Origin of the sequence: Streptomyces sp. NPDC087859 (assembly GCF_044742595.1) — a bacterium.
Taxonomy (GTDB): domain Bacteria; phylum Actinomycetota; class Actinomycetes; order Streptomycetales; family Streptomycetaceae; genus Streptomyces; species Streptomyces canus_F.
The window spans coordinates 34230-58832 of sequence record NZ_JBIUUU010000004.1; the positions used below are offsets into that span (position 1 = coordinate 34230).

Consider the following 24603-nt stretch of genomic DNA (forward strand, 5'->3'; position numbering starts at 1 on the left):
CAGGCACGTAAGCGATCACGGTCTGCGGGGCCGGGAGCACGGTCGGGAGCACGGACAGGAGGTGGCGGCATGACATGGCATGTGGCCGAAGAGGATCTACGGGCCTATGCACAGGGTGAGCTGACGCCCCCCATGCTCTGGTCCGCCGACACACACCTCGTCTCCTGTGCGCGGTGCCGGGAGGTGCTCGCCTCCGTCGGCCCTTCCGTGGACGCCGGCTGGGAGCGCCTCGACGCCGAACTCGACGCGCCCAAGCGGGGGTTGTTCGAGGGGCTGCTCGTGCGGCTCGGGGTCGCCGACCACACCGCGCGGCTGCTCGCGGCGACCCCGGTGCTGCGCCGGTCGTGGCTGGCGGCGGTGGTGTTCGTGCTGGCGGCGACGGTGGGGGCGGTGTACTCGGCGGACTCGCCGACGCTGTTCCTCGCCCTTGCCCCGCTGCTGCCGCTCGCGGGTGTGGCACTGGCGTACGGGCCCGCGCTGGACCCGACGTACGAGATGGCGGTCGTCAGTCCGGTGCACGGATTCCGGCTGCTGATGATCCGTACGGTCGCCGTGCTCACCACCGTCCTCGGCCTCAACGGCCTGGCGACGCTCGCGCTCCCCGCCTACGGCCTGCGCGCCCTGGCCTGGCTGCTGCCCGCGCTCGCCCTCACCGCGACCGGCCTCGCGCTGACCCCCCGACTGGGCCCGGTCCTCGCACCGTCCCTCGTCGGCGGGATGTGGGTCGCGCTGCTGATCGTCGCGGACGCGAGCGGCGACGGGCCGCTCGTGCCGTTCACAGCGGCGGGCCAGGGTGCCGCCGCCGCGGTCGCCGCACTCGCGGTCGGACTGCTCTACCTCGCACGTGACCGTTTCGACGTCTCCCACAGGAGTGCCGTATGACACCCACCGTCTCCGCCTCGGGGCTCAGCCTCCGTTACGGCGGTACCCGCGCCCTGGACGACGTGTCGCTGCGGCTGACGCGCGGCGTCACCGGACTGCTCGGTCCCAACGGGGCCGGAAAGACCACCCTGTTGCGGGTACTGGCCACCGCCGCGCCCGCCGACCGGGGCGCCTTCACGGTGCTCGGACATGACCCGGGCACCACCCGCGGGCGGCAGGAGGTGCGGCGCCGGCTCGGCTATCTGCCCCAGACCCCCGGTTTCCACCCGGACTTCACGGCCTTCGAGTTCGTCGACTACGTGGCGATCCTGAAGGAGCTGACGGATCGCGCCGCCCGCCACCGTGAGGTGCGCCGGGTGCTGGACGAGGTCGACCTGGGCGAGGTGCGCGCCAAGCGCATCAAGAAGCTGTCCGGAGGCATGCGGCAGCGGGTCGCGCTGGCCGCGGCGCTCGTCGGCGACCCGGGCTTCCTCGTCCTGGACGAACCGACGGTCGGCCTCGACCCGGAACAGCGCATGAGATTCCGGGAGTTGATCGCCAGGGCGGGCGAAGGGCGGACGGTCCTGCTGTCCACCCACCAGACGGAGGACGTGGCGATGCTCTGCCACCGGGTCGTGGTGATGGCGACCGGCGGAGTGCGCTTCGACGGCACTCCCGCCGAACTGACCGCACGCGCCGCCGGACGCGTGTGGAGCAGTACGGAACGCGACCCGGGAGCGAAGGCGGGGTGGCGCACCGGCACAGGCTCCTTCCGCAACGTGGGGGATCCGCCCGCCGGTGCCGAACTCCTCGACCCCACCCTGGAGGACGGCTACCTGCTGACCCTCGACGGCGCGGGCGCGGAGGTGGCGGCATGAGCGCGGTGATGGAGGCGGCCCCGCCCGCCGAGCGGATCGCGTCACGGGACTCCTGGGCCGCGGTGTTCGCACTCGCCCGGTTCGAGGCGCGCCGCATGCTGATGAGCCTTCCGGTGATCGTCGGCTTCCTGATGTACGTCGCCTGGATCGTGTGGAACGCCCGGGACTACGCGGACGGCTATCCGGCCCTGCAGAACGTCGACCGTGCCACGCAGGGCGGGCCGCTGCTGGTCGGCCTCGCCGCGCTGCTGGCCGTGAACCAGGCGGTGCTGCGGTCCGGGCGACAGGACACGGAACGCCACTTCGGGGTGCTGGTGATGGGGTCGGGGCGGCGTACGGTGGCGCATCTGCTGTCCGTCGTGCCGACCGTCCTGCTCACCGCGGTCTGCGTGACGGGACAGTTCGGCTGGGAGGCCCTCAAGTCCGGTGCCCTCGGGCACGGTTCGGTCGGCGAGCTGCTGGTGGGGCCGCTGACGGTGCTGCTGTTCGGGGCGGTCGGCGTCCTGATGGCCCGGCTGGTGGCCTCGAGCTTCGCGGCTCCGCTGCTGTTGGTGGTCTTCCTCTTCTTCTTCGTGCTCGGCACGGGGCTGGGAGGCGAAGGCGGCTGGGTCCGCTGGCTGTACCCGGTGGTGGGCGAGATGAGCAACGACACGCTGCCCTCCGACCTGATCGGCCGCCCCGCCCTCTGGCACGCCGTCTATCTCGCCGGCCTCGGGCTGAGCCTGGCGCTGCTCGCGGTACTGCTGGGCGGCGGTCGTGCGCGGTCCGCACGGGCCCTGTTCGTCGGAGCGCTGGCCCTGACTGTCCTGGGCGGGACCGCCCAGGCACAGGGAGTGCCGGCGAAGACGACGGCGGCGCGGGAGCGGGTGACGTTCCACCCCGAGCAGGTGCAGACATGCGTGGAGCGGGCCGGATCGCGGTACTGCGCCTTCCCGGAGTGGCGGGACCGCACGGCGGACTGGGCCTCGGTCGTGGACCAGGTGCAGTCCCTGGCGGGCGGTACGGCACACGACCAGCCACTTCTCGTCCGCCAGCGGATAGACGCCACCTACGGCCTCGACAGCGACGCGGCGGTCGCCCCGTCCAAGGCCGCCCACCAGGTGACGGTCGGCACGAACTGGGGCGGCAACCGCGTCCCCGAGTTCTCGGCCGCCGTCGCCGCCGTACTGATCGCGGGCAACGAGGACGCGGCGGGCGAACTGTGCGACGGCCGCATGGTCACCCTCATGTGGATCGCCCTGGCCTGGGAGTCCGACCCGATCACCCAGTTGAGGCGCGTCCGCCTCGACGACAGCGTGACCGGCTCGGCGATCGTGCTGTCCCCGACGAACTCGATGTCGATGACGGAGGGACAGACGACGGTGGTCCGCAAGCTGCTGGAGCGGCCGCGGGGCGAGATCGAGGCGAAGGTGAAGTCGCGGTGGTCGGAACTGACGGCGCCGAAGGTGACGACCGCCCGGGCGGCCGAACTGCTGGGCGTGGACGCCAAGGTGAAGGCCGACTCGTGTGACTGACACGGGCTCCGGCGTTCGAGTGGAGAAGGTGGAGAGGGTGGAGATGAGCGGGGCCGGGGAGGCGCGGGTGCGGAGTGCGGTGGTGTCGCGGACGTTGCTGGGTCCCGTTCTGCGGACCTTGCCGTGGCGGGCGTTGGGGGCCGCCGGCGGTGTGGGGCTGCTCCTCGCGGGGGCGGCGCGGTGGCTCATCGACGGGGACGAGTGGCTGGCGCTGAATCTGCTGCGGGCGGCCGCGCTGGCCTTCGCCCTGGGCCTGGCGTTCCTCCTGGACGACCCGGCCCGCGAGACCACCGCCTCGGTGCCGACGACGCGTCCGCTCCGGCAGGCGCTGCGGGTGGCAGTGGTCGCCCCGTTCCTGGCGCTGGCGTGGACGGTGGCGATGCTCCTCGTGCCGGGTGAGATACGTCCTCCCGTGGGCGACGTCACGTTGGAGGCCGCCGCGACCTCTGTGCTCGCCCTGGCGGCGGCCGCTGTCGCCGTGCGGTTCAACGAGGCGTCGGAGCCGGGGCAGGCGGTGGCCGCGGCGGTACTCACGTCGGCGGTCGTGACGCCGCTGGCGCTGCCGGGTCGGTGGGCGATGTTCGTGGGAGTGCGGGACGAGCGGTGGGCGGCGTCCCATGACCGGTGGGCGTGGGTGCTGGTGGGGGCGGCGGTGGTGTGGGTGCTGTGCGGACCGGAGCGGACGAGACGGCGAGCGCTGCGGGCCGGCCCGTCGGGCGCGTGATCTCGCCCCGCCGCCCTTACCCGTTCCCACCCTCCAGGGGGCTCCGCCCCCTGGACCCCCGCTCCTCAAACGCCGGAGGGGCTGGATTTGCTGACGCCGGTCCAGATGTTCCAGCCCGTCCGGCGTTTGAGGACGAGGCCCTTTCGGGGCCGAAGCGGGGGTCTGGGGGCGGCAGCCCCCAGGGACGGGACGGGTAGGGGCGGCGGGGGCGAAAACCGCCCGGCGCGCGCCCCCGGCCTCACGTCTCCGTGCGGTACATCAGATCCGTCTCATGCGTCACGAACCCGAGCCGCTCGTACACCGACACCGCCGCCTTGTTGTCCGCGTCGACGTACAGCATCGCCGTGGGCAACCCCTGCCCCGCCAGATGCCGCAGGCCGACCGTGGTGAGGGACTTCCCGAGCCCCCCACCCTGCGCACCCGGCTTCACCCCGAGGACATAGACCTCGCCCAGCTGCTCCGTGGCGTGGACCTTGGTCCAGTGGAAACCGATCAACTCGTCGCCGCGGAAGGCGAGGAAGAACCCGGACGGGTCGAACCAGGACTCGGCCATGCGCGCGTCGAGGTCGCGCTGGACGAGGGAGCCCTGCTCGGGATGGTGGGCGAAGGCGGCGGCGTTGACGGCGAGCCAGGCCGCGTCGTCCTGGCCGGGGACGAAGGTGCGTACCGTCACGCCGTCCGGGAGGACAGGGTCGGGCAGCTCGAGGCCCGTCAGCGGCCGCCGCATCTGCCGCAGCTCACGGAAGAGGGTCAGGCCGAGGACCTGGGCGAGATGCCGGGCCGCGGAGTGGCCGCCGTGGGCCCACACCCGCAGCCGCTTGCCGGACGCGGCGAGGAGGGCCGAGCCCAGCGCCCGGCCGTGGCCGTGACCGCGGTGCGCGGGATGGACGACCAGTTCCGCGGCCGGCGCCTCCACCGGGTCGGTGTCCTCCAGTTGGGCGTAGCCGACGAGCTGGTCGTCGACGGTCAGCAGCAGATGGGACACCCCTTCGCGTGCGCCACCGCGCAGCTGCAGCCGCCCCTGCTCCGACACCGCCTGCTGCCCGTCGCTGCGCACGGCCTCCGCGAGGAGCGCCAGCACCGCTTCGGTCCGGTCAGGAGAGAGCGCCGAGTAGGTGTCGATCGAGCGGGAAGTGCCATGCCGTGCGGTGTCGTCGCTGGTCATGCGTACGAGGGTACGGGGAGGACCCCGCAAAGTGGCGGCAAAGGAAAGGGCAAAGGGAAACCAGGATGTAACCAGGAAACCCCTGTCGCGCTACGCGCGTTGACTCTAGGCTGCGCCGGACGGGGCCCACGTGATTCAGACATCCCACAGGGGGGCGTATGCCAGCCATATCCCAGCCGCACCAACGCCGCAGACGGACCGTCCGTCTCCTTGCCGCAGCCGCCGGTCTCGCGACCGTCGGCGCTCTCGCCGCCGCGCTGCCCTCGACGGCCGCTGCGGGCGAATCGGGCAAGTCGGGTGGTAAGGCGCCCAGTCGTTACCAGGACGTGCAGCTGCTGTCCTTCAACGACCTGCACGGCAACCTGGAGCCGCCGTCCGGTTCGTCCGGCCGTGTCACCGAACTCCAGGCGGACGGCACGACGAAGACCATCGACGCCGGTGGTGTCGAGTACCTCGCCACGCACCTGCGCGAGGCGCGTGCGGGCAACAAGTACTCCATCACCGCCGCCGGCGGCGACATGGTCGGTGCGTCTCCGCTCATTTCGGGACTCTTCCATGACGAGCCGACCATCGAGGCGCTCAACGGCCTCGACCTGGACGTCACCTCCGTCGGCAACCACGAGTTCGACGAGGGCGCCAAGGAACTGGCCCGTCTGCAGAAGGGCGGCTGTCACCCGACCGCCGGCTGCTACACGGACGAGGAGTTCGAGGGTGCGAACTTCCCCTACCTCGCGGCCAACGTCCTGAACGAGAAGACCGGCAAGCCGATCCTCAAGCCCTACTGGGTGTGGAAGAAGAACGGCGTCAAGGTCGGCTTCATCGGCGTCACCCTGGAGGACACCCCGGGCGTCGTCTCCGCGGAGGGCGTCAAGGGCCTGAAGTTCAAGGACGAGGTCCAGACGATCAACAAGTACGCCAAGGAGCTCCAGCGCCAGGGCGTCAAGTCGATCGTGGCCCTCATCCACGAGGGCGGGGCCCCGGCCTCGGCGTCGTACAACTACGACTGCGACGCCCCGGGCGCCGGTGACGGCATCTCCGGCCCGATCGTGGACATCGCCAAGAACATCACCCCGCAGGTCGACGCGCTGGTGACGGGTCACACCCACGCCGCCTACGCCTGCACCATCAACGACCCGGCGGGCAACCCGCGCACGGTCACCTCGGCCGCGTCCTTCGGCCGGCTCTACACGGACACCACGCTGACGTACGACCGGTGGACGGGTGACATCGCCCGTACGGCCGTGAAGTCGGCGAACCACGTGGTCACCCGGACCGTCGCCAAGGCGACGGACATGACCGAGCTGATCAGCAGGTGGAACACCCTCGCGGCGCCCATCGGCAACCGCGCGATCGGCTACATCTCCGCCGACATCCCGAGCACCGGCACCGAGTCCCCGATGGGCGACCTCATCGCCGACGCGCAACTCGCGTACGGCAAGCAGCTCGACCCGGAGACCGACCTCGCGCTGATGAACCCGGGCGGTGTGCGGGCCGGCCTCAACTACGCGGCCAAGGGGACCGAGGGCGACGGCGTGGTGACCTACGCCGAGGGCTTCACCGTCCAGCCGTTCTCCAACACCGTGAACCTTCAGGACTTCACCGGCGCCCAGCTGATCAAGGTCCTCCAGGAGCAGGTGAGCGGCAGCAACGCGGCCTCGCCGAAGATCCTTCAGCCCTCGTCGGGCCTGACGTACACGCTGGACCTCACGAAGACCGGCGCCGACCGGATCGTCGTCGACTCCGTCAAGCTGAACGGCACGGCCATCGACCCGGCGGCCACCTACCGCGTCGCGACCAACAGCTTCCTCGCGGGCGGCGGCGACGGCATCACCACGCTGGGCCTGGGCACCAACGACCTCGTCGGCACGGACGACCTGGCGGCGCTCGAGCAGTACCTCCTGGCCAACTCCTCGGCCACGAGCCCGATCGCACCTCCGGCCGCGAACCGGATCACGATCCTGAAGTAACCCTCTGGGGCGGTAAGAGGCGGTCGCGTCATATCGACGCGGCCGCCTCTTCGCGTATTAAAACCTGTGTGAGTGGCGTATTGGTTCCGGGTGCCGCCTGAAAAATGGTCTCAGCTGCAATTCATCGAGGTCTAAGCGGAATTGGCCTTTTCCGGGTTTGCGGTCCCGTAGTGTTTTCCATGTCGAAAGCGAACGACACCGGACAACACAAAGGAGAAGACGATGAGCTTCCACAAGGTCGCCCCCGTCGCCAGGAAGAACACCAAGCCCGCCGCCCCGGCCGCCAAGAAGAAGGCCCAGGTGAAGAAGGTGACTCCGCGACGGCGCCCGGTCTCCCATAAGCACTGAAATAAACCCCGCATAACCTGAACCTGATAACCGGAGAGGTAATTCCCATGAGCTTCCACAAGATCGCCCCTGTCGCCAGGAAGAACACCAAGCCCGCCGCCCCGGCGCCGAAGAAGAAGGCTCCTCAGCAGAAGAAGGCCGCCGCCCGTCCGGTATCCCGCAAGGGCTGCTGACGCCGAACCGTGAGGCGGGGCCACCGACAGGGACTCGGTGGCCCCGCCTCCGGCATGTACGGAGGAGGAATCATGAGGGAAGTCCGCGAGGCCTTCCGCCGCTTCTGGCCGCTGACCCGCGGTGACCGCAGGTGGCTGGTGGCGATCGTCGGGTGCGTGGTGGTGTCCGCGCTCGCCGAGACCGCCTCGATCCTGCTGTTCGCGGAGCTGACCGACACCGCCCTGAAGGCCGGTTCGCTCTCCGCCTTCTGGGGCCCGGCCGGCGCCTGGCTCGCCGTCGCCGCGCTCGGCGCGCTGGTCGGCTACCTCGGGAACTCGCTGGCCGCCTGGACCGCGGAGAGATTCGTGCTCCGGCTGCGGGCCACGGTGTTCCGGCACGTCCAGGACCTGCCCCCGCACTTCTTCCAGAAGCACCGCCAGGGCGACCTCGTCGAACGGCTCACCGGTGATGTCGAGGCCATCGAGCAGATGGTGGTGTCCGGGGTCGTCGGTACCGTCGCCGCCGCGTTCTCCGCCGTCTTCTACTCCGCCGCGGCCCTTTATCTGCGCTGGGACCTGGCCCTCGTCACCTTCGTCCTCGCCCCCCTGTTCCTGCTGGCCGCCCGCCGCTTCGCCGGCCGCGTCAAGAGCGCCTCACAGGACGAGCGGACCGCCGACGGCGCCATCACCTCCGTCGTCGAGGAGTCCCTCGGCAATGTGGTGCTGACCCAGGCCTACAACCGCCGCGCCGACGAGGAGAAGCGGCTCGACCGCGAGGCCCGCGCCTGGATGAAGGCATCCGTGCGCGGGGCACGACTCAGCGAGATGTACGAGCAGTTCGTCGAGGTCGTCGAGACGGTCTGCGTCCTCGCCGTCATCGGACTCGGTGTCTGGGAGATCTCCGCCGACCGTATGACCCTCGGGCGGCTCCTCGCCTTCGCCGCGTTCATCGGCTACCTCTACCCACCGGTCCGCAACCTCGGCCAACTCGGCCTCACCCTCACCGCCGCCACCGCGGGCGCCCAGCGGCTCAACGAGATCCTCGACGCCGAACCCGCCGTCACCGACCCCGCCGAACCGGTCCGGGACTGGCCGGTACGCGGCTGGGTCAGCGTCCACGGCGCCGGCTTCCGCTACCCCGGCGCCGCCAGGGACTCCCTGCATGACGTCACCTTCCAGGCCGCCCCCGGCGAACTCGTCCTCGTCACCGGCCCGAGCGGCGCCGGCAAGTCCACCCTCGCCAAGCTGCTGCTCCGCTTCTACGACCCCTCGTCCGGAGTGCTCTGCCTGGACGGCGTCCCGCTGACCGACGTACCCCTGGAATTCCTGCGCGAGAACGTGGCGCTGCTACCGCAGGAGACGCTCGTCCTGCACGGCACGATCCGCGAGAACATCGAGTGCGGCCGCCCCGGCGCCGCCGACGAGGACATCGAGCGGGCCGCGCGGGCTGCCGCGGCGCACGAGTTCATCGCCGAACTCCCCGGCGGCTACGGCACCGTCATCGCCCCCGGCACCGCCGCCCTCTCCGGCGGCCAGCTCAAGCGGATCGCCATCGCCCGCGCGATGCTGCGCGCCGCCCCCGTCCTGATCCTCGACGAACCCACCACCGGCCTCGACTCGGTGGCCGCCCGCCGCATCGTGAAGCCGCTGCGCCACCTGATGTCCGGCCGTACGACGATCATGATCACCCACGATCTGAGCCTCGCCCCCGACGCCGACCGCATCCTCGTCGTGGACGAGGGCCGGCTGGTGGAGGCCGGCACACACGACGAACTCGTGGAGCGCGGCGGGACATACGCCCGGCTGGCCGCCCACACCCGCCCGGCCGGGAAGCCCACCGGACTCCTGAGTGTGTAGCCCGGCCCCCCGCATGGCCCGGCTGAGCCGCGGTCCGCCGCGGCGCCTCCGGCCTGCTATGCCACCCCCCGGCCGCCCGCCAGGACCCCCCGCAGGAACTCGGTCTCGGCGTGCACGTCCGTCACACACCGGTCGTTGACGAAGGGCAGCACGGTCCGGCGCCCCGCCGAGTCGTACAGGCAGGTGATGAACCGGAGACTGGAGTCCTGCGGGGCGTTCTCGACGCGTAGGTCCTGGATGTCGTGCCAGGTCCACTTCCGCACGCGCAGGGCGCTGTACGAGGTGATCCCGCCGGGCCGTACGACGGTACGGGCCCGCAGCAGGGCCAGCGCCATCCAGCCGTTGGAGAGCAGCAGGACCGTCACCAGGGCCACCGCGGGCCACAACGGCACCCCGTTGAGCAGCACTTCCCCGACGCCGGCCGCGAAGAAGAGCGCGACGGCGGCGGCCGCCTTCCACGCCGGCCCCCGTCTGCGGTACTCCCGGATGATGTCCCCGCCCATGATCCCTCCCCGTGGTCGGGTTGATCGTAGGACGGGGACCCGCGCGTCAGGAAGCGGTGGGCGTCCAGCCGCCGAGCCAGTCCGCGACCTCCTGGCCGGTGGCCTGGGAGTCGGTCAGCTGGGGCCGGTCGCCGCTCGCGCTGCCGGAACCGGCGCCGGTGTTCTTGTACTCGGCGAACCGGTCGTCCTTCCAGGAGAAGCCGCTCATGTCGGTCCAGGGCGTGGACTTGATCGCGGCGCTCAACGACGTGTTCCGGACCGTGGTCTGCGGGTCGAGGGTCGTGTCGCCGCCGGCGTGCCAGGGGCGGCCCAGGTAGAAGCTCGCGGAGGAGACGTCCCCGTTGACCGTCGAGTTGGCGATGAGGATGCCCTTGCGGTCCGCGGCGGTGCTGGGCGCGGTGACGTAACCGGCCGAGGTGCCGTTCCAGCGCTTCTTCAGGGTGATGACCGACTTGTCGATCACCGTGGTGGCCCGGCCGAAGATGAAGTCGACGTTGCCGATGACGTAGAAGTTCGTCATGTAGACCCGGCCCAGCTTGTCCTTCGCCGCGGTGTCCACGAGCAGGGTGTCCTGGTCGCCGCTGACGATGATCCCGTCCAGGAACACCTTGTCGGCGGCGGTGCGCAGGGCCACCGCCTGGCCCGCGATGTCCTGGTGACTGGCCTCGTCGAAGTCGTTGGAGACGGTCAGGTTGCGGGCCTGGAAGTCGTCGGCCTCGACGGCGACGGTGGCGCTGCCGCCGGTGCCGTAGGTGCCGGAGCCGTCGGGCTTGGGCGTGCCCGACGCGTTGTTGTAGACGATCACCGTGTCCTTACGGCTGGCGCCCGACCCCTGGATGGTGACGTGCGGCTTGTTGGACGGCACCTTGACCAGCTCGCGGTAGGTCCCCGGCTTCACCGATATCACCACGCGGGAGGGGTTGTTCGCCGGTACGGCGTTCACCGCGGCCTGCACGGTCGAGTACTGCCCGCTGCCGTCCTTGGCGACGGTCAGCGTGGTGGCGGCGGCTGCCTTCGTCGCGGCGGTCACCGTCGTGCCGATCGAACTCCGTGGTCCCGCACCGGACTTGAGAAGCGCCGGTACGTCGGCCGTCTTGTCGAGCGTGTAGGCGTAATACGTCTTCGGGTCGAAAGCCGTACCCCCGCTCTCGTTGCGCCCGCTGGTGCCGACGAAGGTGTTCCCCTTCTGCACGATCGTCGCGGTGCTGTCCTTGATGACGGGGTTGTTGACGCCCTGGAAGTAGGAGTTCTCCAGGACCATCTTGGTGGCGCCGCGCGAGTAGTTGCCGTACGACGACTTGATGTCGGTGTCGGCGACGTCCTCGAGGAAGTTGTTGTAGAGGTGCGCGTGGGCGGCGTTGTCCGTCGACGGGTTGCGCTGCTCGGTCTCGCGGATCCAGTTGTGGTGGATGGTGATGTCGGTGACGACGTTCTCCGTCCACCCGATGCCGAACGCCTTGTTGTCCTGGCTGAGTTTGTTCCAGGAGACGGTCACATAGGTGCTGTCCTTGCGGACGTCGATGAGGCCGTCGGCCATGTGCCGCAGATCGTTGTGGTCGATCCAGACGTGATGGGCACCGTCCATCTGGACGGCGTCGAAGTCGTGGTCCTTGTCGTTCCAGATGCCCTGGTAGGCGTCCCGGATGGTCAGGTTCCGGATGATCACGTTGTGCACGCCGGCCCCGAGGAAGAACCCGCCGCCGACGATGTGCCCGGAGGTCCCGGCCCCGACGATGGTCTTGTCGGACTGGACCTTGATCTCCTTGCCGACCGGGTTCATGTTGATGGTCGCGGCGACGACGATGACGTACGGCTCGGCCGCGGTCGCGTACTTCTCCAGGTCGGCGAGCGTCTTGACGGTGACGGTCTGCCCGTCACGCCCGCCGTAAGTGCCGTTCTGCCCCAGCGCGTTGACCGAGGCGAAGCCGTCGGCGGTGGCGGTCGCCCACGCGGGGGCCGCGGCGGTCGCGGCGGACGCGTGGGACTGGGTGCCCGGGAGGAAGCCGTACGCCGTGACGCCGGCGGCGGTCAGAGCGAGCGGGACGCCCACCGCGAGGGCTGTCTTCCTCCGGCGGTGGCGGGCCTTGCCGCGGATCTCACTCATGGGGGGATTCCGTTCCGTGCGGGGGTAGGGACCGCAGTGCAGTCGCCGCCCCCGCACGGAAGGTTGCCGCGCGAATCGGCCAGTTCGGCTACTTGGCGCAGGACTTGGGGTCGAGGTTCTCCTGCCACTTGTCCTCACGGCCGTCCGGCTGGCCGTTGGGCAGGAGCTTGTCGGAGACGCCGTCGATGTAGTAGCCGTACGAGTAGATCGTCTTCCAGCTCGCGTCCCGGCCACGCCAGGTGTGCGCGGTGACCTCGCCGTCGCCCTTGTTCCACTGGTAGTCCTCGACGTAGAAGACCGGGTTCACGCGGACCACGCGCTGGTACGGCGTCCAGGTCGTCGCGACCTGGGTGCACGGCGGTATCGACTTCTCGCTGCGGCGCTCGAAGGACGAGCTCTTCTCCCAGCCCCACTCGTATCCGAAGCTGCCGCCGGCCGTGCCGGAGAAGATGCTCTTGGCGAGCGAGAGGCTGATGCTGGCGCCGACGCTCTTCTTGGCGAACGTCTTGGTGCTGTAGCCGCTGACGAAGGTCACCTTGTCCTCCGTCGTGCCGTGGTTGCCGGTCCACTCGGAGGTGCGGACGGGCTCGCCCTTGACCGACCAGGTGGACGCCTGCGCGTACCCGCACCAGCCGCGGAACAGCTCCCACGGTCCGGCGGGCACCCACAGCCCGACGACGTCCCGCAGGTACTCGTCCCGCGTCTTGAACTCGCCGGTGTCGACGTTGTACGCGCCGTAGACCCCGGTCAGGCTGGTCTCCTGGCCGCACAGCCGGTCGAGCATGACGTCGGTGTTCCCGGGGTCCACGCCCCGGACGTTCTGGGCGCCGCCGGGGCCCGCGGCCTGCGCGGTGCCGGAGCCGGCCAGCAGTCCGGTGACGGCGAGGGCCACGGACGCGGCGGCCAGGGCGCTCTTCTTCAGAGTCGATGTGCGAAACGGGCGCATGGGGGGTTCTTCACTCCTGAGCGTTGAGGACAGACGCGTGGGGCATCTGTTCGACAGCTCAGGAAGGTGGCAGAGAACCCGCGAGTAGGGTCGAAAACGCGGGAGCTTTGACAGGACATTGACAGCTTGGTCGTCACTGTCCAGCGACAGGATTCTCCGGCGGAGGAGTGGGCGCACCCGGCATCTGCACGGTCGCGATGGTGCCGCCACCCGGCGCGTGCCCCAGCGTCACCTGGCCGCCGGCCTGCTCCACCGTGCGGGCGACGATGGAGAGACCGAGGCCCGAACCGGGGAGGGCGCGGGCGCTCGGTGAGCGCCAGAAACGGTCGAAGACGTGGGGGAGTTCGTCCTCCGGGATACCGGGGCCGTGGTCGCGGACGGTGAGGGTGCCGTCGGAAGCCAGCCGGACCTCGATGGAGCCGCCCTCGGGGCTGAACTTCACGGCGTTGTCGAGGATGTTGACCACGGCGCGTTCCAGAGCGGCGGGCTCGGCACGGACGTACCAGGGCTGGAGATCGACGTCGATGCTCAGCTCGGGCCCACGCAGCCGTGCGCGACGCAGGGCGGACTCGACGGTGTCCTCCAGCGAGACGACCTGCACACGTTCCCCCCGCTGACCCTCCGACCTCGACAGCTCCTGCAAGTCGCCGATGAGCGCCGCCAGTTCGGTCATCTGCGCCTTCACCGAGGCGAGCAGCGCCTTGCGGTCCGCCTCGGGGATGGGGCGGCCGGTCTCCTCACTGCGGGTCAGGAGCTCGATGTTGGTGCGGAGGGAGGTGAGAGGGGTACGGAGTTCGTGGCCGGCGTCCGCGATCAGCTGCTGCTGGAGCTCACGGGAGCTGGCGAGGGACGAGGTCATCGAGTTGAACGACCGCGAGAGCCGGGCCACCTCGTCCTCGGAGTCCTCCTCGACGGGGATACGGACGCTCAAGTCCTCGGTGCGGGCCACGTGTTCGACGGCTTCGGTGAGCTTGTCGACGGGGCGCAGCCCTGCGCGGGCCACGGCCAGACCGGCGGCGCCGGCACCGAGCACTCCGATACCGGAGACGAGGAGGAGGATCAGGGCGAGGTCGTTGAGGGTGCTCTGGGTGCCCTTCAGGGGTACGGCGATGGCGATGCCGATGGCGGGACCGGCCTCCCCGGTGGAGGTGGTGGTGGGACTCAGGTACCGCGTCATCACGCGCACCTCGGTGCCGTCCTCGGCCGTGCCGTTGCGGAAGTAGACCCGGGTGGGATCCGCCTTCTCGATCACGTTCTTGTCGGCCTGTGTCACCTTGATCGCGCCCGCCGAGTCGTCGACGACGCAGACCTTTCCGTTCTCCGTGACCACCTGGGTGTAGTCGCCGCGGGAGAAGCCGGTGCTCTGCGGGGTCTTGGAACAGTTGTCGAGGGCGCTCTGGGCCTGGTTGATCTGCTTGATCTGCTGGGGTCCGCCGCTGCCCCGCTGCAGATCGTTGTCCAACTGCTCGTACAGCTTCCCCTGCACGATGAACCAGCAGGTCACCGAAACCGCCGCCACCGCGAACGCCACCGCCGCCGCGACCAGCAACGACAGCCGTGCCCGGATGGGAAGTGTCCGGAACCGGTGCAGAACCCTGTTCACTCGGCCCCGCCCTGCCGCAACACGTACCCCACGCCACGCACCGTGTGCACGAGCCGAGGCTCTCCGCCCGCCTCCGTCTTGCGGCGCAGGTACATCACATACACGTCGAGGGAGTTCGACGACGGCTCGAAGTCGAAGCCCCAGACCGCCTTGAGGATCTGCTCACGGGTGAGGACCTGGCGCGGATGCGCCATGAACATCTCCAGCAGCGTGAACTCGGTTCGGGTCAGCTCCACCGGCCGCCCGGCACGGGTCACCTCCCGCGTCGCCAGATCCATGCGGAGGTCCGCGAAGGTCAGCGCCTCGTCCTCCTGGACGGCGGCCCCGGCCACGGCCGCGTAGGAGCTGCGCCGCAGCAGCGCACGGACCCGAGCGAACAGTTCGTCCAGTTCGAACGGCTTGACCAGGTAGTCGTCGGCGCCGGCGTCGAGACCCGTCACACGGTCGCCGACCGTGTCCCGAGCCGTCAGCATGAGGATCGGCGTCGTCGTGCCCGCACCCCGCATGCGCCGCGCGGCGGTCAGGCCGTCCATGCGCGGCATCTGGATGTCGAGGACGACCAGGTCCGGCTGGTATGCCGTCGCCTTCTCCAGCGCGTCCGCGCCGTCGACCGCGACCTCGGTGTCGTACCCCTCGAAGGCGAGGCTGCGCTGAAGTGCTTCGCGCACGGCCGGCTCGTCGTCGACGATCAGGATGCGCTGGGGGTCACGGTCGCCATCGGCGGGACTCATCGCTCGCGGTTCCTCAGGGTGCGGTGGGGCGGGGCCGGGTCGCTCTCAGCCTCGCATGTTTCGGTGCGGTCGGGTCGAGCACGGTGGGGATCAGCCGCGGACCGTACGACGCCGGGTGACCCTCGCCGCGTGCCGGGCGGCCGCCGTCGATATCTCGGGGGCGCGGACCGCCGCGGCGGGTGCGTTGAGCTCGTACGCCACTGCCAGCGCGAGGGCGAAGCCGGCCGGGTCGTCGCCGGCCACCGGGTGGGAAACCTGCTTGATCATGACGTACTCCCTGCTGCTCAGAGGTGGTTCAGCTGTCGCTGCCGCCGGCCCGCAGCTTCGCCAGGTCGGCCTTGACGGTGTTGATCGGGATGGCGAAGCCGAGGCCGACGCTGCCGGCGCTGGACGAGGAGGTGGAGTCCGCGGCCGAGTACATCGCCGAGTTGATGCCGACGATGTTGCCGTTCATGTCGATCAGCGCGCCGCCGGAGTTGCCGGGGTTCAGGGACGCGTCGGTCTGGAGCGCCTTGTACGTCGTCGTGGACGAACCGGTGTCGCCGTTGAACTCCTGGCCACCGAACTCGAACGGCCACTGCCCGCTGCCGCCGCCCTGGCCGCCCTGGCTCTGGCTCTCGTCGGTCGAGACGGTCACGTCGCGGTCGAGCGCCGAGACGATGCCGCTGGTGACGGTGCCGGTCAGGCCCTCGGGGGAGCCGATCGCCACGACCTCGTCGCCGACCTGGACACCGTCGGAGTTGCCGAGGGTCGCGGGGGTGAGGCCGGAGGCGTTCTCCAGCTTGATCAGGGCGAGGTCCTTGGCGCTGTCGGTGCCGACGACCTTGGCGGTGTACTCCTTGCCGTCGCTCGTCGAGACCTTGATCGAGGAGGCGCCGGAGATGACGTGGTTGTTGGTGATGATCTCGCCGCCACTGGTGATGATCACGCCGGAGCCGGTGGAGGAGCCGTTGCTGAGTGTCGCGTTGATTTCGACGATGCTCGGGCTGACCGCCTTGGCGACCCCGGAGACCGTGCCCCTGGCGGAGGACGGGATGACGTTGGTGCTGGTGCTGCTGGAGGTGACGGTGTCGTTGCCGGTGAGTTCCTGGATGCCGTACGCCGTACCGCCACCGATCGCCGCGGCGACGATCGCCACGGCGGCGAGAAGGGCGAGGGGACCCCGGGTCCGCTTCTTCGGCGCGGCAGGCTCCGCCGGTACCGCGGTGAGGAGAGCCGTCCCGCCGCCGTGGCCGTCGCCGGCGCCGCCGTCAGCGGAAGTGGCGTAGGCCGCCTGCTGCTGCCCCGGCCACACGGTCGTACCCGGCTCGACGGTCACCGGCTGCGGAGCGGGCGGCTGCGCCGGCGGGGGCGGCCACTCCGGGTTCACGGGGGAGGAGGCGTGCTGCTGGGCGCCCTGGTAGGGGTTCGTGTACTGCTCGTACTCGCCGTCGCGGCGGAAGCTCTCGGTCATGGCAATGAGCTTGTCGCCCGACCATGAGAGCTCCCTGAGTGCTCCCTGAGAACGCCACCAGAACCTCGTTTGCCCGATATAAAGCCGGACCAGGGAGTAGGCGGAGCCTTCTCAGACAGACCTCATGAAGGCCCGTGCAGCCTCATGCGCAGCCACAGGACTGTCGTACGACCAACCGCGACGGAAACACCTTCAGCCGCTCCCGGCGCGAACCCGCGACCCGCAGCCCGTCATCGAGCACCAGGTCCACCGCGGCCCGCGCCATCGCCGACCGGTCCGATGCGATCGTTGTCATCGGCGGATCAGCGAGCGCCGCTTCCTTGATGTCGTCGAACCCGATCACCGCCAGCTCACCCGGCACATCGATCCGCAGCTCGCGCGCCGCGCGCAGCACGCCGATCGCCTGGTCGTCGGTGGAGCAGAAGATCGCGGGCGGACGCTCGGGGCCCGACAGCACACCCAGCGCCACCTGATACGCGTCGTAGCGGTTGTAGGGCGCCTCGAAGAGCCGCCCCTCGGTGGAGATCCCCGCCTCGTCCATCGCGCGCCGCCAGCCCTCGACGTGGTCGGAGACCGGGTCGCCGACGGAGGGGGTCTCGGCGGTGCCGCCCATACAGGCGACGTACGCGTAACCGTGTTCCAGGAGATGGCGGGTGGCGAGTTCGGCGCCGCCGAGGTCGTCCGTGACCACCGCGACGTCGTCGATAGCCTCGGGCCGCTCGTGCAGGAGCACCACCCGGGCGTCCCAGGCGTCGATCTCGGCGGCGGCGTTGTCGTTCAGTGCGTGGCTGACCAGGATCAGTCCGGAGACCCGCATACCGAGGAAGGCCCGCAGATAGTGGACCTCGCGCTCGGCGATGTAGTCGGAGTTGCCGACCAGTACCATCTTTCCGCGCTCGGACGCGGCCTGTTCGACCGCGTGCGCCATCTCCCCGAAGAAGGGCTGGCGCGCGTCCGGCACGATCAGGCCTATGAGGTCGGTGCGCCGCGATGCCATCGCCTGCGCGACCCGGTCGGGCCGGTAACCCAGTTCCTTGATCGCGGCGAGGACACGCTCGCGCGTGGCCGGGGCAACCGGCCGGGGTCCGTTGTTGATGACATAGCTGACGACGGCAGTGGACGTCCCCGCCAGCCGCGCCACATCATCCCTGGTTACCTTGGCCACGCGCGGAGTCTACGCGGATGGACCCGCTCTGGGCAGGGCGTGAAGGAGCTTCCCTGTGCCCCGCCCGAGCGTTTCCGACGACCGCTATACGTCGGCATTGACCTCGGCCGCGTCCAGGGCGGCCGTCTCGTCCGCATCCTCCGCCTTTGGCTGGGCGCTCTTGGACTTTGCCTCGTCCGAGACGGCCCCACCCTTCTCCGGCGTAACGAATCGATAACCGACGTTACGGACGGTTCCGATGAGCGACTCGTGCTCGGGGCCGAGCTTGGCGCGCAGACGTCGTACGTGCACGTCCACGGTCCGGGTGCCACCGAAGTAGTCGTAGCCCCAGACCTCCTGGAGCAGCTGGGCGCGCGTGAAGACGCGGCCCGGGTGCTGGGCGAGGTATTTGAGGAGCTCGAACTCCTTGAAGGTCAGGTCGAGGACCCGGCCCTTCAGCTTGGCGCTGTAGGTCGCCTCGTCGACCGAGAGGTCGCCGTTGCGGATCTCCATGGGGGAGTCGTCGTTGACGATCTGCTGCCGGCCCATGGCCAGGCGCAGTCGTGCCTCGACCTCGGCCGGTCCGGCGGTGTCGAGCAGGACGTCGTCGATGCCCCAGTCGGCGGTGACGGCGGCGAGGCCGCCCTCGGTGACGACGAGGATGAGCGGACAGCCCGGCCCCGTGGAGCGCAGGAGCTGACACAGGCTGCGGACCTGTGGCAGATCGCGGCGGCCGTCGATGAGGATCACGTCGGCACCAGGGGTGTCGACGAGGGCAGGGCCTTCTGCCGGGGCCACTCGCACGTTGTGCAGGAGAAGGCCGAGAGCGGGAAGCACCTCCGTCGATGGCTGGAGGGCATTGGTCAGGAGCAGCAGAGAACTCATACGGCTGGTTCCTCCTCGGTCCCGGCGAGGTCGTAGCTTTCGTATACAGGTGATCCGAAAGCACAAAAGGACCCGGGGGCTGCATTGCCCGAGTCCTCTGTTGAGGAGAATAGCCCACATGCGCATTGATCCGGCAGGTCGTGTGGTGCGATCCACCCCGATTCCGCACTCTGAGACGAACAGAGGCACACCTATACGGACGTTTCTGCACACCACCGACGGTGTGACGATCGATTCCGTATACGATCCGCCGGCCGTTGTATACGACGCCTCCGCTTCATCCGCGCGTGGTCTCGTGTTCGTCGTCGCGCACGGTTTCACCGGCGACGTGGATCGTCCACATGTTCGCCGGGTGGCCAAGACGTTCACGCAGTACGGGGCCGTGGTCACGTTCTCCTTCCGCGGCCACGGAGCCTCCGGCGGGCGCTCGACGGTGGGGGACCGCGAGGTGCTGGATCTGGCGGCCGCGGTGGAGTGGGCCCGGTCGCTCGGGCACACGCGCGTGGTGACCGTCGGCTTCTCCATGGGCGGTTCTGTGGTGCTGCGGCACGCGGCCCTGTACCGGCCGGACGGTGACTCGGGGCGCGAGGGGCGCACGGAAGCGCATTCGGACGCGGTGGTCTCGGTGAGTGCTCCGGCTCGCTGGTACTACCGCGGCACGGCCCCTATGCGCAGGGTCCACTGGCTGATAACCCGCCCCGCGGGCCGTCTGGTGGGCCGCTACGGCCTGCGGACGAGGATCCATCACCGGGAGTGGGACCCGGTCCCGCTGTCCCCGGTGGAGGCCGTCCCGAGGATCGCCCCCACTCCTCTCCTCGTCGTCCACGGCGACCGCGACGGCTATTTCCCCCTCGACCACCCGCGCATGCTGGCCGCGGCCGCCGGTGACCACGGCGAACTGTGGCTGGAGCCCGGCATGGGCCATGCCGAGAACGCGGCGCCGGACGAGCTGCTGGGGCGCATCGGGGACTGGGCCGTCGCACAGGGCGGCTAGCCTGACCGTGTACACAGCCGATTGATTGAGGAACCGGATGCCCAAGGTCACGGTCCGCTACTGGGCCGCCGCCAAGTCCGCGGCCGGCGTCGCCGAGGAGGCGTACGACGCGGACACGCTCGCCGAGGCGCTCGACGCGGTGCGCGGGCGACACCCCGGCGAACTCACGCGCGTCCTGCAGCGATGCTCGTTCCTCATCGACGGTGACCCCGTGGGCACCCGCGGACATGAGACGGTACGGCTGGCCGACGGCGGCACGGTCGAGGTGCTCCCGCCGTTCGCAGGAGGGTGACGATGACCGACCAGCCGTATGAGGGGCAGCAGCAGTACCAGCAGGGTTACGACCCGTACTGGCAGCAGCACCAGCAGCAGCCCCAGCATCAGCAGCAGTCCTGGCCCGGGCAGCAGCAGGGCTACGAGGATCCGCAGGCCGCCCAGCAGTACACCCAGCAGTGGCAGGGCCAGACCTGGGAGACGCAGGTCCAGGCGCCGGTCGCGCCGGCCGCGGACACCTCGTACGTGCCGCAGCAGGCGTACGGCGAGCCGCCGGCCCCCGCGGCGACCCCTCCGCAGGCCCCCACCACCTCCGACTACGGCCCCGCCAGCCTCGGCGGCAACGCCCGCATCACCGACGCCCAGCGCGCCCGGCTCGAGGGCCGCTCCCCGGTCATCGAGCCCGGCATGCAGCCCGCCGCGCTCACCGCGCTGCTCGGCCTGCTCCTCGCCGGCACGGCGGCCGTCGGGTCGTACGCCCTGCTCGTCCCGCTCGTCGTCCTCCAGGCCGTGACGGCGGCCGGCTGGTTCCGGCTGAACGGCATGTGGCCCGCCCGGCAGGGCATCGCGCTGGCGTTCCTGGGCGCGCTGGTCGCGGACGTGGCGCTGCTGGCGTCCGACCACGCGCCGTCCGCGATCCTCGGGACGCTGGGCGTCTGGGTGCTGCTCTCCCTGGTGCTCCAGCTGCGCTCGCACGCCGACGCCGACACCCGGATGTACGGCCTGATGGCCACCGTCGCCTCGGCGGCCCTGGCGATCATCGCGTCCGGCTATCTCGCGGCCGCCGCGGACGCGGTGACGGTCGGCGCGGCCTCGGTCGCGGTCGCCGTCCTGGCCCGGGCGCTGCCGCTGCCCACGCCGGCCTCCGTGGTGGTCTCGCTGCTCGCCGCGGCGGGCGCGGGTATCGCGGTCGGCGGGATGACGGACCTGGGCTCGGGGGGCGCGCTGCTGGGCGCGGGCGCGGGGGTGTGCGCGCTGATCGGCCACCGGGTCGCGAGCTATGACTACCCGTCCCGCTTCGTGCACTTCACGGCGGGCGTGGCCCTGCCGCTGGCCGCCGCGGCACCGGCGGTGTACGTGCTGGGGCGGGCGCTCGGGTAAAGCCCTGGCCCGCCTTGTCACAGGTGATCGACAAACTCCTGGTCGGCGCTCCGGCCGGAGTTACGGTGGCACCCGGACGTAGACCGCCTAGGTGGGGGAACACCAAAGAATGCGCGCACTGCGAATACTTCTGATCGTCGTCGTCATTCTGGGCGGCCTCTTCGTGATCGCCGACCGTGTCGCGGTCCACTTCGCGGAGGGCGAGGTGGCGGACAAGCTCAGGACCACCGAGAACCTCTCCTCCACCCCCGACGTGTCCATCAAGGGCTTCCCGTTCCTCACCCAGGTCGTCTCCGGCGAGCTCGACGACACCGAGGTCGGCATCAGGGACTACGAGGCCGCCGCCGGCACCACGGGCGACAAGATCCGCATCGACGACATCAAGGCGAACTTCAAGGGCGTCGCCTTCTCCGGCGACTACAGCTCCGCGACCGCCGCCACCGCGAACGGCACCGCGAGCATCTCCTACGACGAGCTGCTCAAGGCCGCCGAGTCCGAACCGACGCAGATCTTCACCGGGGTGACGGCCGAGGTCGTCGGCCTCTCCGACGGCGGCAACGGCAAGATCAAGGTGAACGTCAAGGTCACGGCCCTGGGCAAGTCGACGACGTATCCGGTGCTCAGCACGGTCACCGTCGACGGCGACACCGTGAAGGTGCACGCGGACAACCTGCCGAACATGGTCGTCGAGGTCGCGGAGGGCAAGGTCCGCTCGATCACCGACTTCGAGCAGAAGATCGACGACCTGCCCGGCGGCGTGCAGCTCGACAAGGTCGAGGCCGCGCAGAACGGCGTAGAGGTGACGGTGAAGGGTTCGAACGTCGAGCTGGCCGGGTAGGACCGCGTTCGGCGGACAGGAACTGTCCGAGGAGCGAGACGGGCCGTCCGCACCGCAGATGTGACGACGGCCACCGGCGCCCGAAACCCGTGCGAACACGGCCCGGGCGCTGCTCGGATCCCACATCCCGGACGATCGCGTCTCAAAATACGACACGCCGGTGACACGCCAGGCTGTCCGTCCCTACGATCGACGCATGAAGCGACAGGCGGATCTCACGAAGCGGCGGGCAGTGGACCTGTGCCGCGTTGCCGCCATGCTCTGTCGCACCTTCTGAGCGGAAGCTCCGTCCTTCCGCATCCCCTCGCCCTGATTCCAGGGCATCCGTGCGCCGCGCCCGCACCGGGCCACGCACCCTCGCACTCGCACGCCCCGCCGTAACTGCCCCGGAGGAGAAAGAGCATGAGCCGCAGCGACGTCCTGGTCGACGCCGACTGGGTCGAGGCCAACCTCGACAACGCCGACATCGCGATCGTGGAGGTGGACGAAGACACGTCCGCCTACGAGAAGAACCACATCAAGAACGCGATCCGGATCGACTGGACGCAGGACCTGCAGGACCCGGTCCGCCGTGACTTCATCGACCAGGAGGGCTTCGAGAAGCTCCTCTCGGCGAAGGGCATCGCCAACGACACGCTGGTGATCCTCTACGGCGGCAACAACAACTGGTTCGCCTCCTACGCCTACTGGTACTTCAAGCTGTACGGCCACGACAACGTCAAGCTGCTCGACGGCGGCCGCAAGAAGTGGGAGCTGGACGCCCGCGAGCTGGTCGAGGAGGTCCCGGAGCGGGCCGCCACCGACTACAAGGCCAAGCCCCAGAACACCGCGATCCGCGCCTTCCGCGACGACGTGGTGGCGGCGATCGGTTCGCAGAACCTCGTCGACGTCCGTTCGCCCGACGAGTTCAGCGGCAAGCTGCTCGCCCCGGCGCACCTTCCGCAGGAGCAGTCGCAGCGTCCGGGCCACGTCCCGTCCGCCCGCAACATCCCGTGGTCGAAGAACGCCAACGACGACGGCACCTTCAAGTCGGACGACGAGCTCAAGGAGCTCTACGCCGAGGAGCAGGTGGACCTGGCCAAGGACACCATCGCCTACTGCCGCATCGGTGAGCGCTCCGCGCTGACCTGGTTCGTGCTGCACGAGCTGCTGGGTGTGGAGAACGTCAAGAACTACGACGGCTCCTGGACCGAGTACGGCAGCCTGGTCGGCGTTCCGATCGAGCTCGGCGCCAACAAGTAAGCACAGACCCCGCTCAATCCCGACCGGCCTTCCTTCCGGTCAGACCCCTCTTGGAGAAAGACATGTGTGGAGCGAAGGCCGGCGGCCCGGACGCCTCGACGATCAAGCCCGGTGAGACCACGATCCAGGGCCAGGTGACCCGCGACGGCGAGCCGGTGGTGGGCTACGTCCGCCTCCTGGACTCGACCGGCGAGTTCACCGCCGAGGTCCCGACCTCGGCGACGGGCCAGTTCCGCTTCTACGCGGCCGAGGGCACCTGGACCGTCCGCGCCCTGGTCCCCGGCGGCACCGCCGACCGCACGGTCGTCGCCCAGCACGGCGGCCTCGCGGAGGTCGCGATCGCGGTCTGAACCGCCGAGACCGACCGAAGGGCCGCACCCCGCGGGGTGCGGCCCTTCGGCATGCCCGTGGACGGGCCTACGCTGGACTCATGCTGGCACGACGACGTCATGTCTACTTCGCCATGATGGGCACGTGCATCGGGCTCTTCGTCCTGGCCTGGTCGGTCGTGCGCCTCTGGTCGGTTCCGGTGGCCGTCGGCATGTGCGTGGTCGCCATGCTGATCCCCCCGGTCGCCGCGATGGTCGCCAACCGGCGCGGTCCTGACGACCGTTGGTGGGACGACCCGTCCGGCGACCCCAAGTCGGACGACTGGTGGGACGAACTGGACGGGAAGAAGCGGCCGCGGTAGGAGGCGTTTCGCCCCCGCCGCCCCTACCCGTCCCATCCCTGGGGGCTGCCGCCCCCAGACCCCCGCTTCGGCCCTGAACGGGCCTCGTTTGAGGAGGGGGCGCCAGGGGGCGGAGCCTCGCTGGGAGCGGGGTCGAAGGGGCAGCATGCCCCTGGGGATGGGAACCGGTAAGGGCGGCGGGGGCGAAGAGGGCTCTTCGACCCCGCGGGCCATCCGTTCTGTCTGTGGGTGCGGACGGCTCAGTAGACCAGCGCCTGCGTCCCGTCCCCGAGCGCCTCCTGCACGAACACCTGCGCCCCCGCGATCCGTACGCCCTCGATGACGTCCTTCTCCGTGATGTCCCGACGGGCCGCGCACTGGGTGCACAACGTCAGCGTGCCGCCGGCCAGGACCGAGTCGATCAGGTCGGGGAGCGGGGCCGCGTGCGGCAGGTCGAACTCGGCGGCGCGGCCCGGCAGCGCGAACCACGCGGACTCCCCGGTCAGCCACAGGGAGACCTCCACCCCGCTGGCCACGGCCACCGCCGCCACCGTGAACGCCTGCGAGCAGCGCTCGGGGGCATCGGCCCCCGCCGTCACCTTGATCACGAGCTTCTTCGCCATGCCTGAATCGTAATCATCTCGCCTACA

26 protein-coding genes are annotated in these 24603 nt (G+C 70.1%); 15 read left to right on the top strand and 11 right to left on the bottom strand.

What is annotated here, in order from left to right; all coding sequences use genetic code 11:
- The first annotated feature begins 69 nt into the window (after positions 1-69).
- From ACIOHP_RS10230 to ACIOHP_RS10245, 4 genes are read left to right on the top strand one after another with little or no spacing between them, the layout of a single operon-like run.
- Complete coding sequence (locus tag ACIOHP_RS10230) at positions 70-882, top strand: zf-HC2 domain-containing protein (protein ID WP_361553568.1); 813 nt, start codon at positions 70-72, stop codon at positions 880-882.
- Positions 879-1739 (top strand): ABC transporter ATP-binding protein, encoded by an 861-nt coding sequence (locus ACIOHP_RS10235; RefSeq protein WP_401885370.1) that lies wholly within the window; start codon positions 879-881, stop codon positions 1737-1739. The genes ACIOHP_RS10230 and ACIOHP_RS10235 overlap by 4 nt, the downstream gene beginning before the upstream one ends.
- The gene (locus tag ACIOHP_RS10240; protein ID WP_401885375.1) at positions 1736-3253 is read left to right on the top strand and encodes an ABC transporter permease; all 1518 of its coding nucleotides are present in this window, start codon (positions 1736-1738) and stop codon (positions 3251-3253) included. The genes ACIOHP_RS10235 and ACIOHP_RS10240 overlap by 4 nt, the downstream gene beginning before the upstream one ends.
- Before the next feature lie 43 nt (positions 3254-3296).
- On the top strand, positions 3297-3977 hold the full coding sequence (locus tag ACIOHP_RS10245; protein ID WP_401886391.1) for an ABC transporter: 681 nt from the start codon (positions 3297-3299) through the stop codon (positions 3975-3977).
- Between the two features lie 238 nt (positions 3978-4215).
- Here ACIOHP_RS10245 and mshD read toward each other — a convergent pair whose 3' ends face one another.
- Positions 4216-5142, bottom strand: a complete 927-nt coding sequence (gene mshD / locus ACIOHP_RS10250; RefSeq protein ID WP_361553557.1) for a mycothiol synthase — start codon at positions 5140-5142, stop codon at positions 4216-4218.
- A gap of 158 nt (positions 5143-5300) precedes the next feature.
- On the opposite strand from mshD, the gene ACIOHP_RS10255 reads away from it, so the two are divergent.
- The 4 genes from ACIOHP_RS10255 (at position 5301) to ACIOHP_RS10270 (ending at position 9466) form a co-directional block, all read left to right on the top strand.
- Positions 5301-7109 carry a bifunctional metallophosphatase/5'-nucleotidase gene (locus tag ACIOHP_RS10255; protein ID WP_401885380.1) on the top strand — a complete coding sequence of 603 codons (1809 nt, stop codon included), beginning with the start codon at positions 5301-5303 and terminating at the stop codon, positions 7107-7109.
- A 222-nt stretch (positions 7110-7331) separates the two neighbouring features.
- Positions 7332-7457, top strand: coding sequence for a hypothetical protein (locus ACIOHP_RS10260; protein WP_401885385.1), 126 nt, complete (start codon positions 7332-7334; stop codon positions 7455-7457).
- Between the two features lie 47 nt (positions 7458-7504).
- Entirely contained in the window at positions 7505-7630 is a 126-nt protein-coding gene (locus ACIOHP_RS10265) for a hypothetical protein (protein ID WP_401885388.1), read from the top strand.
- 72 nt (positions 7631-7702) lie between these two features.
- Positions 7703-9466 carry an ABC transporter ATP-binding protein gene (locus ACIOHP_RS10270; protein ID WP_401885391.1) on the top strand — a complete coding sequence of 588 codons (1764 nt, stop codon included), beginning with the start codon at positions 7703-7705 and terminating at the stop codon, positions 9464-9466.
- 56 nt (positions 9467-9522) lie between these two features.
- On the opposite strand, the gene ACIOHP_RS10275 is transcribed toward ACIOHP_RS10270, so the two are convergent.
- The 9 genes from ACIOHP_RS10275 to ACIOHP_RS10315 all read right to left on the bottom strand — a co-directional run bounded on the left by ACIOHP_RS10275 (position 9523) and on the right by ACIOHP_RS10315 (position 18835).
- Positions 9523-9969: a hypothetical protein gene (locus ACIOHP_RS10275; RefSeq protein WP_401885393.1), complete on the bottom strand. Its 447-nt coding sequence runs from the start codon at positions 9967-9969 to the stop codon at positions 9523-9525.
- 46 nt (positions 9970-10015) lie between these two features.
- Positions 10016-12073 carry a pectinesterase family protein gene (locus tag ACIOHP_RS10280; protein ID WP_401885396.1) on the bottom strand — a complete coding sequence of 686 codons (2058 nt, stop codon included), beginning with the start codon at positions 12071-12073 and terminating at the stop codon, positions 10016-10018.
- Positions 12074-12161: 88 nt separating this feature from the next.
- A complete protein-coding gene (locus ACIOHP_RS10285) occupies positions 12162-13019 on the bottom strand; it encodes a hypothetical protein (RefSeq protein ID WP_401885398.1) in 858 nt (285 codons plus the stop codon).
- A 133-nt stretch (positions 13020-13152) separates the two neighbouring features.
- Complete coding sequence (locus tag ACIOHP_RS10290; RefSeq protein WP_401885400.1) at positions 13153-14622, bottom strand: sensor histidine kinase; 1470 nt, start codon at positions 14620-14622, stop codon at positions 13153-13155.
- Positions 14619-15353, bottom strand: coding sequence for a response regulator transcription factor (locus tag ACIOHP_RS10295; protein WP_361553535.1), 735 nt, complete (start codon positions 15351-15353; stop codon positions 14619-14621). The genes ACIOHP_RS10290 and ACIOHP_RS10295 overlap by 4 nt, the downstream gene beginning before the upstream one ends.
- A 90-nt stretch (positions 15354-15443) precedes the next feature.
- Positions 15444-15620, bottom strand: coding sequence for a hypothetical protein (locus tag ACIOHP_RS10300; RefSeq protein WP_361553532.1), 177 nt, complete (start codon positions 15618-15620; stop codon positions 15444-15446).
- 28 nt (positions 15621-15648) lie between these two features.
- Positions 15649-16806 carry a S1C family serine protease gene (locus ACIOHP_RS10305; protein ID WP_401885404.1) on the bottom strand — a complete coding sequence of 386 codons (1158 nt, stop codon included), beginning with the start codon at positions 16804-16806 and terminating at the stop codon, positions 15649-15651.
- Positions 16807-16948: 142 nt separating this feature from the next.
- Positions 16949-17971, bottom strand: a complete 1023-nt coding sequence (locus tag ACIOHP_RS10310) for a LacI family DNA-binding transcriptional regulator (protein WP_361553526.1) — start codon at positions 17969-17971, stop codon at positions 16949-16951.
- 84 nt (positions 17972-18055) lie between these two features.
- Positions 18056-18835, bottom strand: coding sequence for a response regulator transcription factor (locus ACIOHP_RS10315; RefSeq protein WP_046258722.1), 780 nt, complete (start codon positions 18833-18835; stop codon positions 18056-18058).
- A 118-nt stretch (positions 18836-18953) separates the two neighbouring features.
- Between ACIOHP_RS10315 and ACIOHP_RS10320 the strand changes: the two genes are divergently transcribed.
- The 7 genes from ACIOHP_RS10320 (at position 18954) to ACIOHP_RS10350 (ending at position 23974) form a co-directional block, all read left to right on the top strand.
- A complete protein-coding gene (locus ACIOHP_RS10320) occupies positions 18954-19829 on the top strand; it encodes an alpha/beta hydrolase (RefSeq protein WP_401885408.1) in 876 nt (291 codons plus the stop codon).
- A 37-nt stretch (positions 19830-19866) separates the two neighbouring features.
- On the top strand, positions 19867-20121 hold the full coding sequence (locus tag ACIOHP_RS10325) for a MoaD/ThiS family protein (RefSeq protein ID WP_046258723.1): 255 nt from the start codon (positions 19867-19869) through the stop codon (positions 20119-20121).
- Positions 20122-20123: 2 nt separating this feature from the next.
- Complete coding sequence (locus ACIOHP_RS10330; protein WP_401885412.1) at positions 20124-21203, top strand: hypothetical protein; 1080 nt, start codon at positions 20124-20126, stop codon at positions 21201-21203.
- A 109-nt stretch (positions 21204-21312) separates the two neighbouring features.
- Complete coding sequence (locus ACIOHP_RS10335; RefSeq protein WP_401885414.1) at positions 21313-22041, top strand: DUF2993 domain-containing protein; 729 nt, start codon at positions 21313-21315, stop codon at positions 22039-22041.
- Between the two features lie 402 nt (positions 22042-22443).
- A complete protein-coding gene (locus tag ACIOHP_RS10340; RefSeq protein ID WP_351687866.1) occupies positions 22444-23283 on the top strand; it encodes a sulfurtransferase in 840 nt (279 codons plus the stop codon).
- 62 nt (positions 23284-23345) lie between these two features.
- A complete protein-coding gene (locus ACIOHP_RS10345) occupies positions 23346-23633 on the top strand; it encodes a DUF1416 domain-containing protein (RefSeq protein ID WP_030318169.1) in 288 nt (95 codons plus the stop codon).
- 80 nt (positions 23634-23713) lie between these two features.
- The gene (locus ACIOHP_RS10350) at positions 23714-23974 is read left to right on the top strand and encodes a DUF3099 domain-containing protein (RefSeq protein ID WP_046258727.1); all 261 of its coding nucleotides are present in this window, start codon (positions 23714-23716) and stop codon (positions 23972-23974) included.
- A 239-nt stretch (positions 23975-24213) separates the two neighbouring features.
- On the opposite strand, the gene ACIOHP_RS10355 is transcribed toward ACIOHP_RS10350, so the two are convergent.
- A complete protein-coding gene (locus tag ACIOHP_RS10355) occupies positions 24214-24576 on the bottom strand; it encodes a DsrE family protein (RefSeq protein WP_361553509.1) in 363 nt (120 codons plus the stop codon).
- Positions 24577-24603 lie beyond the last annotated feature (27 nt).

What these genes read in the sequence shown, in the direction of transcription:
- ACIOHP_RS10295 (WP_361553535.1), bottom strand. Translation starts at nt 15,353, where the DNA reads ATGAGTCCCGCCGATGGCGACCGTGACCCCCAGCGCATCCTGATCGTC.
- ACIOHP_RS10245 (WP_401886391.1), top strand. Translation starts at nt 3,297, where the DNA reads ATGAGCGGGGCCGGGGAGGCGCGGGTGCGGAGTGCGGTGGTGTCGCGG.
- ACIOHP_RS10240 (WP_401885375.1), top strand. Translation starts at nt 1,736, where the DNA reads ATGAGCGCGGTGATGGAGGCGGCCCCGCCCGCCGAGCGGATCGCGTCA.
- ACIOHP_RS10345 (WP_030318169.1), top strand. Translation starts at nt 23,346, where the DNA reads ATGTGTGGAGCGAAGGCCGGCGGCCCGGACGCCTCGACGATCAAGCCC.
- ACIOHP_RS10320 (WP_401885408.1), top strand. Translation starts at nt 18,954, where the DNA reads ATGCGCATTGATCCGGCAGGTCGTGTGGTGCGATCCACCCCGATTCCG.
- ACIOHP_RS10335 (WP_401885414.1), top strand. Translation starts at nt 21,313, where the DNA reads ATGCGCGCACTGCGAATACTTCTGATCGTCGTCGTCATTCTGGGCGGC.
- ACIOHP_RS10325 (WP_046258723.1), top strand. Translation starts at nt 19,867, where the DNA reads ATGCCCAAGGTCACGGTCCGCTACTGGGCCGCCGCCAAGTCCGCGGCC.
- ACIOHP_RS10350 (WP_046258727.1), top strand. Translation starts at nt 23,714, where the DNA reads ATGCTGGCACGACGACGTCATGTCTACTTCGCCATGATGGGCACGTGC.
- ACIOHP_RS10260 (WP_401885385.1), top strand. Translation starts at nt 7,332, where the DNA reads ATGAGCTTCCACAAGGTCGCCCCCGTCGCCAGGAAGAACACCAAGCCC.
- ACIOHP_RS10300 (WP_361553532.1), bottom strand. Translation starts at nt 15,620, where the DNA reads ATGATCAAGCAGGTTTCCCACCCGGTGGCCGGCGACGACCCGGCCGGC.
- ACIOHP_RS10280 (WP_401885396.1), bottom strand. Translation starts at nt 12,073, where the DNA reads ATGAGTGAGATCCGCGGCAAGGCCCGCCACCGCCGGAGGAAGACAGCC.
- ACIOHP_RS10270 (WP_401885391.1), top strand. Translation starts at nt 7,703, where the DNA reads ATGAGGGAAGTCCGCGAGGCCTTCCGCCGCTTCTGGCCGCTGACCCGC.
- ACIOHP_RS10275 (WP_401885393.1), bottom strand. Translation starts at nt 9,969, where the DNA reads ATGGGCGGGGACATCATCCGGGAGTACCGCAGACGGGGGCCGGCGTGG.
- ACIOHP_RS10315 (WP_046258722.1), bottom strand. Translation starts at nt 18,835, where the DNA reads ATGAGTTCTCTGCTGCTCCTGACCAATGCCCTCCAGCCATCGACGGAG.
- mshD (WP_361553557.1), bottom strand. Translation starts at nt 5,142, where the DNA reads ATGACCAGCGACGACACCGCACGGCATGGCACTTCCCGCTCGATCGAC.
- ACIOHP_RS10235 (WP_401885370.1), top strand. Translation starts at nt 879, where the DNA reads ATGACACCCACCGTCTCCGCCTCGGGGCTCAGCCTCCGTTACGGCGGT.
- ACIOHP_RS10230 (WP_361553568.1), top strand. Translation starts at nt 70, where the DNA reads ATGACATGGCATGTGGCCGAAGAGGATCTACGGGCCTATGCACAGGGT.
- ACIOHP_RS10285 (WP_401885398.1), bottom strand. Translation starts at nt 13,019, where the DNA reads ATGCGCCCGTTTCGCACATCGACTCTGAAGAAGAGCGCCCTGGCCGCC.
- ACIOHP_RS10340 (WP_351687866.1), top strand. Translation starts at nt 22,444, where the DNA reads ATGAGCCGCAGCGACGTCCTGGTCGACGCCGACTGGGTCGAGGCCAAC.
- ACIOHP_RS10305 (WP_401885404.1), bottom strand. Translation starts at nt 16,806, where the DNA reads ATGACCGAGAGCTTCCGCCGCGACGGCGAGTACGAGCAGTACACGAAC.
- ACIOHP_RS10355 (WP_361553509.1), bottom strand. Translation starts at nt 24,576, where the DNA reads ATGGCGAAGAAGCTCGTGATCAAGGTGACGGCGGGGGCCGATGCCCCC.
- ACIOHP_RS10265 (WP_401885388.1), top strand. Translation starts at nt 7,505, where the DNA reads ATGAGCTTCCACAAGATCGCCCCTGTCGCCAGGAAGAACACCAAGCCC.
- ACIOHP_RS10330 (WP_401885412.1), top strand. Translation starts at nt 20,124, where the DNA reads ATGACCGACCAGCCGTATGAGGGGCAGCAGCAGTACCAGCAGGGTTAC.
- ACIOHP_RS10255 (WP_401885380.1), top strand. Translation starts at nt 5,301, where the DNA reads ATGCCAGCCATATCCCAGCCGCACCAACGCCGCAGACGGACCGTCCGT.